The organism is Pseudomonas atacamensis, assembly GCF_017167965.1.
GTDB classification, from domain to species: Bacteria; Pseudomonadota; Gammaproteobacteria; order Pseudomonadales; family Pseudomonadaceae; genus Aquipseudomonas; species Aquipseudomonas atacamensis.
Genome location: NZ_CP070503.1, coordinates 5559352 through 5570618, shown reverse-complemented (window position 1 = coordinate 5570618; position 11267 = coordinate 5559352). Strand labels below are relative to the sequence as shown.

The window sequence follows — 11267 nt, the reverse complement described above, 5'->3', positions numbered from 1 at the left end:
TCAAGCTGCCTGTTTTGCCGTGACGAATGCCGCAAGGCTGGCCACGTTGGTGAAATGGTTGCGAGTGTCTTTGGCATCGGCGTCGATCTTGATGCCGTATTTTTTCTGGATCGCCAGGCCCAGTTCCAGCGCGTCCACCGAATCCAAGCCGAGGCCTTCGCCGAACAATGTCTGCTCGTCGCCGATGTCCTCGGGGCTGATGTCTTCGAGGCCCAAGGCGTCGATGATCAGCAGTTTGATGTCACGCACCAGGCTAGCGGTGTTCTGATCGCTCATCTGCGGCGAGCTCCTTAATGAAATAGTCATGCAAATAATCGTTGAGCTTGCGCGAGGCCTGCGGTGCGGGGCCTTGCGCGGCGAAGGTCTGTGGGTCTATATCGGCCCCCACGCGAAAACTGAAGTGCACGCGGCGATGGGGGATGCGATACCACGGCTCGGCTTTGGTCAGGGTGGTCGGGCTGACCTTGATGATCACCGGGGTAACGATTTTCGCACCGCGCAGGGCAATTGCCGCCGCCCCCCGATGAAAGGCCGGCGCCTGCCCCGGCTGGGTGCGGGTGCCTTCGGGAAAGATGATCAGAGTCTGGCCGTCCTGCAACGACTGCGCGGCGGCGTCGAGCATATCCATGCTGCCGTCGTTGCTGATGTACTCGGTGCGGCGCAGCGGGCCACGGGTGAACGGGTTTTCCCAAAGGGTTTTCTTCACTACGCAATTGGCGTGGCGCACCAGGCCGATGAGAAACACCACATCGATCAGCGACGGGTGGTTGGCGATGATCATCTGCCCTGGCCGACCGAGGCGCTCGGCACCCTCGATGTCGTAAGTGAGCACGCCGGTGCGGGCCATGAAACGCACGAAAAACCAGAACAACCGACTGACCGTACGCCGCGCGCGCAGGCGATGGACCAGCGCGTCACCGGGCAGGCAGCCGAGCAGCGGAAATACCAGCAGGCGCAGACACAGCCCGCCGAGCCCGAACAAGGCGAAGCTCGCAGCAGTGGCCAGCAGCCGCCAGTAGTAGGCGTCGCGGTGTTTGGCCGTCACGGGTTGGGATGCCAGGTCCATACACGATTTTTCCACGCATGTTGGCAGTCAGGTTGCTGGCCGAGCAGGACTCGCAGCAGGTTGAGCGCGTGCGGCCAGTGCGCCTTGGACCGGGTTTCGGTGCTGCTGTTCAGGGTCAGCCGCCAGTCGGTACCGGGCGTGAGCAATAAACCCAGCGCATAAGGGAATGGCACGTCATCGACCCACTGCGAATACGCCTCGGGCGGTTGCTCTTCGGTGATCACCAGCAGCACGGCCGGGGCGCCTTCTTCGAGCAGTGCGGCTGCTTCAAGCATGCCGTGTTCAAGGCCATCGCCAGCCGCCGCGAGGGCGGTCATTTCGCTGGTTTCACCGCGCATGATCGACCACAAACCGATGATCGCGTTATGCACTGAAAGGCTGAATTGGGTCGGCGACAAGGGCTGTTCGGTGGCCAGATCGCGGAGGATTTCAAACGTGCGTGGGGTTTCGCCGTGCCGCGAGACGAACACCAGCGGCAGATGGTCCCGGCCTTCGGCCAGCGGCCAGCCAACGCTGAAGGCCATCCGCGCCAGGCGGCTGAGGCGACGGCGTTGCATGGCCGGCAGAAACGACACATCGGGCGCGGCATCACTGCTCTGCAGCACGACCGGTTGTCGGCTCCAGGCCTGCCAGGCGTCCACGCTGTCGAGCCCCGGGGCCCACGCGCGCCATTGGGCGATGTTGAAGTTGATCACGGACATTCATCCCGCCCCTGCGGGCTTTCGTTGACGCGTTGAGTCGCCAGCGCCGCAGCAGGCTTGGCTTGGCGCAGGGCGCCGGGTGGCGCGCATTATCCCGGTGCGACGGGTGTGTAGCAAATGTTGGTTACATTTTGCCCAACAAAATGTACCGAGCGGTTCGCTGCATGGCTATCACTTGGCCATTATCCAGATTTGACGCGGCGTGTCTGTCAGGTGTCTCTGTGATGGCTGGCGGTTTTTTCCATGCCTGGGCGTCGATTTTTACACCTGACGACGTAGTCCATGTCGGTGAAGGTAGCGAAGCGCGGTCACCGACAACTACACTCGGTCATTCTTTGATACACGGAGGTTTGGTCATGCGGCGCGTGGTGTTCAATCAGAAAGGTGGCGTGGGCAAATCCAGCATCGCCTGCAATCTGGCGGCGGTCAGCGCCAGCGAGGGTTATCGCACGTTGTTGGTAGACCTCGATGCCCAGGCCAATTCCACTCAGTATCTGACCGGTCTCACCGGCGACGATATCCCGATGGGTATCGCTGACTTCTTCAAACAGACCCTGTCCTCCGGGCCGTTCTCGAAAAAGAATCAGGCGGACATCTATGAAACGCCGTTCGACAACCTGCACATCATTACCGCCACCGCCGAGTTGGCCGACCTGCAGCCCAAGCTCGAGGCGAAACACAAGATCAACAAGCTGCGCAAGTTGCTGGACGAATTGTCCGAGGACTACGACCGGATTTATCTGGATACCCCGCCAGCACTGAATTTCTACGCGGTATCGGCGCTGATTGCCGCGGATCGCGTGTTGATCCCCTTTGACTGCGACAGCTTTTCACGTCAGGCCCTGTACGGACTGATCGCCGAGATCGAAGAGTTGAAGGATGACCACAACGAAGGGTTGGAAGTCGAAGGCATCGTGGTCAATCAGTTTCAGACGCGGGCCAGCCTGCCGCAGCAGATGCTCGATGAGTTAATCGCCGAAGGCTTGCCGGTACTGCCGGTGTACCTGAGCAGTTCGGTGCGCATGCGCGAGTCGCACCAAGCGAGCATGCCGCTGATCCACCTCGATCCACGGCACAAGCTGACCCAGCAGTTTGTGGAACTGCACAATCTGCTGGAAGACCACTGATTCCCCACTCACACGCAAATCCTGTGGGAGCGAGCCTGCTCGCGAAGAGGCCGGCACATTCAACATCGGCGCTGAATGATCGACCGCCTTCGCGAGCAGGCTCGCTCCCACAGGGTGGTCTGTGTTGGGTCAGATGCCTAGGCTACGCAGCCACGCCATCAACTGCGGCAATGGCAACGCACCGCTCTGTCGCGCCACTTCCCTGCCGTTTTTAAACAGAATCAGACTCGGAATCGAGCGAATCCCCAACTGCGCCGACAACTGCTGATTCGCTTCGCTGTCGAGCTTGGCCAGCCGACACTTGCCCGCCAACTGCGCCGCAGCCTGCTCAAACACCGGCGCGAACGACTTGCACGGCCCACACCACTCCGCCCAGACATCCACCAGCAACGGCAGATCCCCCTTGATCTGGCTGGCGTAATCGCCTTGCTTGAGTTCGAAAGGCTTGCTCAGCAGTACCGCAGATTTGCAGCGTCCGCACTTGGGTTGATCGGCGAGACGCTCGGCTGGAATGCGGTTGACGCCGTTGCAGGAGGGGCAGGGGATGAGGAGTGGGGTGGTCATGATTGGTTCTCTGATAGGCAGTCTATAGAACTGATTTGGAGTCGATCTGCCAACATTATCAATGTCGCAACTGCTCACATTTTTCTCAAAACAGTTCCGGGATCGATGGCTAGTCTGAAGACCAATTCGGCGTTTTTACGCTTGTCGTGAGGAGATCGCTTTGTCTTTATCTGCGTGCTACTTTTGTTGCACTAATCCAGGAATCGATGATTCCTATGCATCAAATCGGAGCGACATAATGTCCGTAACTTCCAAGATACGCCGCCAAGGCGGCGCTGCCGTCATTACGATTCCGCCCACGCTTTTAAAGTTGTTGCATCTGGAGGTTGGCGCACAGCTAGAGCTGAATGTGGTCGATGGCGAACTGATTGCTCGTCCAGCCGTAGCCGCTACGCGTAAGCGTTATAGTTTGTCAGAGCTACTCGAAGGCGCAGAAGAATTGCAGAAACTTAACGCCCAGACTAGCGAGACCCTTGAAGGTGATTCTGTCGGCCGGGAGCTGGGTTGATGGTGCGCCGACAGCCCCCTCAGCGGGGTGACGTTTACTGGATTGATTTAAACCCAGTGGCGGGGCGGGAGATGATGAACAGACATCGCTTTGTGGTGATCACGCCCAGAGAGATCAACGCATTGGGCGTGAGCATGACGGTGCCTGTTACTAGCGGTGGGAATTTCAGCCGGAATATGGGTTTGGTGGTCGCCATTACTGGCCACGAAACTAATGGTGTAGCGGTGTGTAATCAGGTTCGCAGTTTTGACATAGAACAACGGGTACGAGACGGCACGGCCAAATTCATCGAGCGACTGGATGATGTGACAATGTCTGACATCGTCGACCGTGTAATCAGTGCAATCGACCCGCTAAGCTGAAGCGCCTACGAAGAACAACTGATCTCCAAATGCTTTCCCCACTCCGGCGGTCGCTCGGCGTAACTTTCCATTCCCGGCTGCTCATCGAACGGTCTGCTCAGCACCGCATGCAGTCGGCGTACCTCGGCATAATCCCCTTGTTCCGCCGCATCAATAGCCTTTTGCGCCAGATAATTGCGCAGGATGTACAGCGGATTGACGGCATGCATCCGTGCGCGGCGTTGTGCCTGATCGGCATTGCCGTCGCGGCCGACCCGGGCGACGTAGCGTTCGCCCCATGCATCGAAACCTTTGATATCGACAAAATCGTCGCGCAGGCGGGCGATGGCCTGTTCGGCTGACTCTTCACCGAGGCGGCGGAAGAACAGCGTGTAGTCGACGCCGCTGTTCTGCATCAGTTGCAGCAGGTTTTCCAGCAGTTGCTGATCGTCGTCCTCGGCGGTGGTGAAGCCGAAGCGGCGGCGCATCAGGTCGAGGTAGTGCGCCTGGAACAGCGGCAGGTACAAGCCGAGGGTTTCGCGCAGGGCCTCGACGCTGATGAACGGCGTCAGTGCCTGGGCGAGCGCGCTGAGGTTCCACTGGCCCACCGGCACCTGATTGCTGAACGAGTAGCGGCCCTGATCATCGGAGTGATTGCAGATGAAATTTGCGTCGAAATCGTCGAGGAAGGCGAACGGGCCGAAGTCGAAGGTGATGCCGAGGATCGACATGTTGTCGGTATTCATTACGCCGTGGCAGAAGCCATAAGCCTGCCACTTGGCGATCAGCTCGGCGTTGCGTTCGACGATTTCGCGAAACATCGCCAGATACGGTTCCGGTTGCTCCAGGCATTCGGGGAAGTGCATCGCCAGCACATGCTCGCCAAGCTGTTTCTGCTGCTCGGGGCGCTTGGTGTAGTAGAAGTATTCGAAATGGCCGAAGCGGATATGGCTCGGTGCCAGACGCAGCACCATCGCCGCGCGTTCCTGCTTTTCCCGCCAGACCGGCGTGTCGGAGCCAATCACGCAGGCGGCCCGCGAAGACGGGATGTTCAGCGCGTACAGCGCTTCGGAAGCGAGAAACTCGCGAATCGATGAGCGCAGCACCGCACGGCCATCGCCCATGCGCGAAAAGGGCGTTTGCCCGGCGCCCTTGAGGTGCAGGTCCCAATGCTCGCCGACGTTGTTGTACACCTCGCCCAGCAGCAGGCCGCGCCCGTCGCCCAGTTGCGGGGTATAACCGCCGAACTGATGGCCGGAATAGACCATCGCCCGTGGCTCGGCGTCGGCCCACAGCTTGTGGCCGCCGAACAGCTGCGCGAATTCTTCGGTGTCGGCGCTGGCCGCATCGAGATCGAGCAAGGCCAGGGCGGCCGGGCTGGCGACCACCAGACGCGGATTGTCGATCGGCTCGGGCAGCACGTGCGCGGAGAACGCGTCGCCCAGGCGGGCAAAGCGGTTGTCGAAAGTCAGTTCGTCGAGGGCTTTCACGGGCCGGCTCCAGCAGAATGTCCGAGCATTCTGCTGGGACCATGTCGGTTAGTCGAGTTTGCTCGGTGGCGGTTCCTGCGACGGTTTCTGCCCGTCGACGATCGGCACGATGGTTTTGTTCTCGGGTTCCACAGGCACCATCTTGTATTCCTGGCCGTGCAGGTTCTTCAGATAAACCTCCATCTGCCGGAACGAGATGTTGATGTGCTGCTTCTTGAACTCGCGATTGATGAAGCGGTTGACCTCATCCAGCACCGGGTTGCGGTCACCGAGATCGCGTACATGCATGCGCAGTTCGTGGTCGAGGGTGCTTTCGCCGAAGTTGAGGAAGTACACGTGTGGCTCAGGTTCTTTGAGCACACGCGGGTTCTCCCGGGCCGCTTTGAGCAGCAGTTCCTTGACCAGGTCCAGATCCGAACCGTAATCGACGCCGAGTTTCAGCGTGACGCGGGTGATGGTGTCGGTCAGCGACCAGTTGATCAGTTGCCCGGTGATGAACGTCTTGTTCGGGACAATGATGTCCTTGCGGTCGAAGTCGGTGATGGTCGTGGCGCGGATGCGGATCTTGCTCACCGTGCCCGACAGGTTGCCGATGGTGATGGTGTCACCGATCCGCACCGGGCGTTCGAAGAGGATCATGATGCCGGAGATGAAGTTGGCGAAGATCTCCTGCATACCGAAACCGAGGCCTACCGACAGCGCTGCCACCAGCCATTGCAACTTGTCCCAACTGACGCCTAGGGTCGACAGGGTGGAGACAAAACCAACGCCGGCAATCACGTAGGACAGCAGCGTGGTTGTTGCATAAGCGCTGCCCTGCGCCAGATTGAGCTTGGACAGCACGAACACTTCGAGCAGGCCGGGCAAGTTGCGCGCCAGCGCGAAGGTGATGCCGATGATGATCAGCGCGCCGAGCATGTCGCCGATGCTGATCGGCACCATGCTCATGTTGGCGCCGGTGCCGCTGGTGTATTCGTAAAGGGTGATGTTGTCCAGATACGAGAACACCGAAATCAGGTCCGACCAGACCCAGTACAGCGCCGCGATGAAACCGCCGAGCAGGGCCAGGCGGATCAGGCGCAGGGACTGCTCGTTGACCTTTTCAATGTCCAGCGTCGGCTCTTCGATCACCGCTTCGCCGTCGCCGGCCTCTTTTGCCGCCTGCCGTTTGGCCAGTGCGCGCTGATAAGCCAGACGCCGCGCGGCAACGCTCAAGCCACGCACGAAGGTCGCCTCGATCACCAGCCAGAACATCAGCAGGTACAGGGTGTTGATCAAGCGGTCGCTGAGTTTCAGCGCGGTGTAGTAGTAGCCGAAGCACACCGCGACAAACAGCGCGATCGGCAGCAGGGTGAACATCACCCCAACGGCTTTGCGGAACAGCGAAGCGTTCTGGTGCGTCGGGCTGCTGATCAGCAGGCGACTGAGCAGCCACGCCATCAAGGCGTAGCAGGTCAGCACCACCGGCATGCCGAGCACGTCATCGGCCAGCGCCGCTGGTTGCAATTCGGCGACGGCCACCACGGCCACCAGCGCCATGACCACAAGGCCCAATCGACGCACCCAGCCCTGAAGGAACTCGACCTGCGGTTTTTCCCAGCGGAAGTGCAATTCCGCCACGCCACCCGGCGCAAGAATCCGGTATGCGGTGTAGAACACCAGCCAGGCCTGGCCCATCTGCAACAGCGCCGCGCCCATGTTGGCGTTCTGCCCGCGCGCATCGATCTGCAGGGCCAGACCGCACAGCGCCAGACCCAGCGCCACCGGCATCGCCAGCAGGATGTTGATCAGAATCGCCTGCGGCGTGTGCCACTGGCTGTCGCGCTTGAAGTGGCCGATGTCCTGGTGAACCTTGTTGAGTCTTCCGTACAGCGCCTTGCGGCGCCACAACAGGGCGCCGATCAGCAGCGCCAATGGCAGGAACAGCAATGGCCGCTGGGTCAGGCCGTCAGCCAGTTCGCTCAGGCTCGACGCCCACGGCAAGGTGTTGACCTGCCGCTCCAGGCGCTCGGGCACACCGCGCATCCATTCCACATCCAGCGGTTTGTTGCTGGGGATCCAGAACATCTGTTCGTCGAGGGTCGCGCGCAGGCTTTGCGCGGTGCTCAGCAATTGTTTCTGGTTGAGCTGCAGGGTGATCGATTCGTTGAGCATCGCGCTCAACTCGCGGTTCAGCCGCTCGAGCAGATCAGCGCGGGTGTTGGCCAGATCGAGCAGGCTCTTGCGCAGTTGCGGGGTGACCTGCTCCGGCGGCTGCGTGGCCAGCAAATTGTCGACGTAGGTCGCCGGATTGCTCAGCAGCTCCCGCTGCTGGCTGACATCGAACTGATACAGACGAATATCGGCAATCTGGTCGGCGAGGTCGCGGTCGACCTTCAAGTGCGGCAGCGCCTGCTTCTGTTTGTAGAGAATTTTCGACAGCAGCAGGCTGCCCTTGAGCACGTTGATTTGCTCGTCCAGTGCCGAATCGCTCTGGGTCAGGGTGTCGAGTTGCTGTTTGGTCTGCAGGTTCTGCTGCGTGACTTCGTTGAGACGGTCGGTGCTCTTGAGCAAATAGTCGGAAAGCTTGAGGTTGGTCGCGCTCTCGCTCGCCAGCAGGCTGCTGCCGCCGGCCTTCTGCGCCTCGATCGATTGCTGGGTAACGGTTTCCTGCGACTGCGCCAGACGCTTCTGGTTGATCAGGGTTTGCAGTTCCTGGATCTCGCGGTCGAGGCGGTCGGATTTCTCCGAAAGCAAGTCGTGCTGAGCGTTGCCCAGATCCTGCAACTGGGTGTTGCCGGCCAGTTCCTGGCGGCGCAGCGGAATCAGCGCATTGAGTGCGGCCAGTTCGGCGTTCAACTGGTCGCGCTGTTCGGCGGTGACCGTTTTGCCGGTGTCCTTGCCGGATTTGAGGATGGTGTTGATCTGCTGGATGCGCGTCTGGCTGGCGGAAATTTCCGCCTGCGCACGCTCGGGGCGAGTCTGTGCGGTGATGATCAGGCTGTTGGCTTCGGCCAGGGCTTTTTGCAGATCGCTCTGCTGGGTCGAGCGATCGGTAAGGATCTGCTCCAGTTGCTGAATCGACTCCTTCGGAAAACGCTGCGCGACCGGCACCGGTGCGGTGGCCTTGAGGCGGCTGAGTTCGCGGGTATTTTCAATCGTCTGCTTCGGCGCGTTGGCCAGCTGACGCTTGAGATCGATCAGTTTCTGCTCGTAATCACGCTGGTTGTTCAGCTGATTGAGGGTGTTCTGCAGCACGGTCTGCAGGGTCTTCTTGTCGGCGTCCGGCAGTTTGCTGTCGGCCAGCTTGTCGAGGCTGGCCTGCACGGCATCGCTGGACGGTGGTTCGGCAGCATGCAGCGGGCCGACGACAAGACTGAGGCCCAGCAGGGCCGCGGCGAAAAAGGAGCGCAGGGTAGGCATAGAGACCGGTCAAGCAAGTGAGAGTGGGAGCAGTTTAGAGGAAGAGTCCGGGGCCCGGGCGACTTCCTTCGGGGAATCTGACGCCCACTTTGCCGATCTTGTTCCCGTCCATGACCGCCACCGTCCAGTGGGTGTTGTTCCACTCCACCTGGTCGCCGACGATGGGAGCACCCCCGACTTTTTGCGCAATGAACGCACCCAAGGTCATGTCCGGATCGATGCCTTCGGCCGGCAAGCCATACAGCGCTGCAACCGCTTTAAGCTGGGCGTCTCCTTCGAGCACGAAGTCACCGAAGAAACGCAGATCGAGGCCGCGTTGCGGTGCCTGGCTGAACAGTTTGCCGAGGGCCGGCAAGTTGTGTTCATGGCCAATAACACACAGCAAATCATCGACTTCCAGCACCGTACTACCCGACGGATGGAGCAGTTGCTGGCCACGAAACAGCGCCGCGATGCGTGTGCCTTCGGGCATTTTCAGCTCACGCAGGGGCGAACCGATGCACCATTTCTCGGCGCCGAGCTTGTAAACGAACAGTTCCCACTCGCTGGTCACGTGCACTTCCAGTGCCGCCCGGGAAATCGGCGCGGGTTCTGGCGGCACCGTCACCTTGAGCAGCTTGGCCACCCACGGCAGGCTCGTGCCCTGCACCAGCAGCGACACCAGTACGATGAAGAACGCCAGATTGAAATACAGCTGCGCTTGCGGCAGGCCGGCCATCAGCGGGAACACCGCGAGAATGATCGGCACCGCGCCGCGCAGGCCGACCCAGGAAATAAAGGCTTTTTCACGACCGTGGAAGGCCTTGAACGGCAGCAGGCCGACCATCACCGACAGCGGCCGCGCGAACAGGATCATCCACAGCGCCAGACCGAGGGCGGGCAGGGCGATCGGCAGCAGATCGTGGGGCGTGACCAGCAGGCCCAGCACCAGGAACATGCCGATCTGCGCCAGCCAGGCCATGCCGTCGAGCATATGCAGAATGCCGTGGCGGCTGCGCACCGGGCGGTTGCCGATCACCAGGCCGCACAGATAGACAGCAAGGAAGCCGCTGCCATGCAAGGCGTTGGTCAGCGCGAACACCACCAGACCGCCAGCAATGATCAGGATCGGATAGAGCCCGGCGGCGAGATTGATTCGATTGACCAGTTGCAGCATCACCCAACCACCGCCCAGACCGATCACGCCACCGATGCCGAACTCGCGGATCAGGTGGCTCAGCAGGCTCCAGTGCAGGCCGGTTTCGCCGCTGGCGAGCATGTCGATCAGGGTGACGGTGAGAAACACCGCCATCGGGTCGTTGCTGCCGGATTCGATTTCCAGACTGGCGCTGACCCGTTCGTTGAGGCCTTTACCGCCGAGCAGCGAGAACACCGCAGCGGCGTCGGTCGAACCGACGATGGCGCCGATCAGCAGGCCCTGAATCAGATTGAGGTCGAACAGCCACGCAGCGGCCATGCCGGTCAGCCCGGTGGTGATCAACACCCCGACCGTGGCCAGCGACAGCGCCGGCCATAACGCCACGCGGAAACTCGATACCCGCGTACGCAAGCCGCCGTCGAGCAGGATCACTGCCAGGGCGAGGTTGCCGACCAGATAGGCCGTCGGGTAGTTATCGAAAATGATCCCGCCACCATCGACCCCGGCAGCCATGCCGACCGCGAGAATGATGACCAGAATCGGAATGCCGAGACGTGAAGAAAGAGAACTGACAAGAATGCTTGCGCCTACCAGCAACGCGCCGATCAAGAACAGGCTGTTGATGGTCGTCGCATTCAAAGGCAGTACTCCAGAAGCGTAAAGACGAGGCACAAACTGACCATGCAGTCTGCGTGCCAGCGATTCTAACCTGTTGAAATGTGATGCTGTCAAAAAGCTTTTCTGCAGAATCACCCTGAAAATGCGGCGAATGATGACTGTGGCGAGGGGATTCATCCCCGTTCGGCGGCGCAGCCGTCGTAAAACCCTTGTACGCGGGTCCTCTGATGAAACCGCATACGCTGCTTTTGGGGCGGCTTCGCCACCCAACAGGGATAAATCCCCTCACCACAGGGGAAGCTCAAGCGAGGT

10 protein-coding genes are annotated in these 11267 nt (G+C 60.5%); 3 read left to right on the top strand and 7 right to left on the bottom strand.

Annotation, left to right across the window (positions count from 1 at the left end; all coding sequences use genetic code 11):
- From JWU58_RS25220 to JWU58_RS25210, 3 genes are read right to left on the bottom strand one after another with little or no spacing between them, the layout of a single operon-like run.
- On the bottom strand, positions 1-276 hold the full coding sequence (locus tag JWU58_RS25220) for a phosphopantetheine-binding protein (RefSeq protein ID WP_016772025.1): 276 nt from the start codon (positions 274-276) through the stop codon (positions 1-3).
- Positions 254-1066: a lysophospholipid acyltransferase family protein gene (locus JWU58_RS25215; protein ID WP_016772024.1), complete on the bottom strand. Its 813-nt coding sequence runs from the start codon at positions 1064-1066 to the stop codon at positions 254-256. Before JWU58_RS25215 ends, JWU58_RS25220 begins: the two co-directional genes overlap by 23 nt.
- The gene (locus JWU58_RS25210) at positions 1042-1767 is read right to left on the bottom strand and encodes a beta-ketoacyl synthase chain length factor (protein WP_206421184.1); all 726 of its coding nucleotides are present in this window, start codon (positions 1765-1767) and stop codon (positions 1042-1044) included. Before JWU58_RS25210 ends, JWU58_RS25215 begins: the two co-directional genes overlap by 25 nt.
- A gap of 356 nt (positions 1768-2123) precedes the next feature.
- Here JWU58_RS25210 and JWU58_RS25205 point away from each other — a divergent pair, with 356 nt between their 5' ends.
- Entirely contained in the window at positions 2124-2894 is a 771-nt protein-coding gene (locus JWU58_RS25205; protein WP_206421183.1) for a ParA family protein, read from the top strand.
- 129 nt (positions 2895-3023) lie between these two features.
- Here the strand turns inward: JWU58_RS25205 and trxC are convergent, their stop codons facing one another.
- Positions 3024-3458, bottom strand: a complete 435-nt coding sequence (trxC, locus tag JWU58_RS25200; RefSeq protein ID WP_206421182.1) for a thioredoxin TrxC — start codon at positions 3456-3458, stop codon at positions 3024-3026.
- Between the two features lie 238 nt (positions 3459-3696).
- Here trxC and mazE point away from each other — a divergent pair, with 238 nt between their 5' ends.
- Both mazE and mazF read left to right on the top strand, forming a co-directional pair.
- The gene (mazE, locus tag JWU58_RS25195) at positions 3697-3966 is read left to right on the top strand and encodes a type II toxin-antitoxin system antitoxin MazE (protein ID WP_008077592.1); all 270 of its coding nucleotides are present in this window, start codon (positions 3697-3699) and stop codon (positions 3964-3966) included.
- Positions 3966-4328: a type II toxin-antitoxin system toxin MazF gene (gene mazF, locus JWU58_RS25190; RefSeq protein ID WP_206421181.1), complete on the top strand. Its 363-nt coding sequence runs from the start codon at positions 3966-3968 to the stop codon at positions 4326-4328. The genes mazE and mazF overlap by 1 nt, the downstream gene beginning before the upstream one ends.
- Positions 4329-4333: 5 nt before the next feature.
- Here the strand turns inward: mazF and selO are convergent, their stop codons facing one another.
- The 3 genes from selO to JWU58_RS25175 are packed head-to-tail and all read right to left on the bottom strand — an operon-like array spanning position 4334 to position 10976.
- Positions 4334-5797, bottom strand: coding sequence for a protein adenylyltransferase SelO (selO, locus tag JWU58_RS25185; protein WP_206421180.1), 1464 nt, complete (start codon positions 5795-5797; stop codon positions 4334-4336).
- Positions 5798-5845: 48 nt separating this feature from the next.
- The gene (gene mscK, locus JWU58_RS25180; protein WP_206421179.1) at positions 5846-9199 is read right to left on the bottom strand and encodes a mechanosensitive channel MscK; all 3354 of its coding nucleotides are present in this window, start codon (positions 9197-9199) and stop codon (positions 5846-5848) included.
- 34 nt (positions 9200-9233) lie between these two features.
- Entirely contained in the window at positions 9234-10976 is a 1743-nt protein-coding gene (locus JWU58_RS25175) for a potassium/proton antiporter (protein WP_123443994.1), read from the bottom strand.
- Positions 10977-11267: the final 291 nt, after the last annotated feature.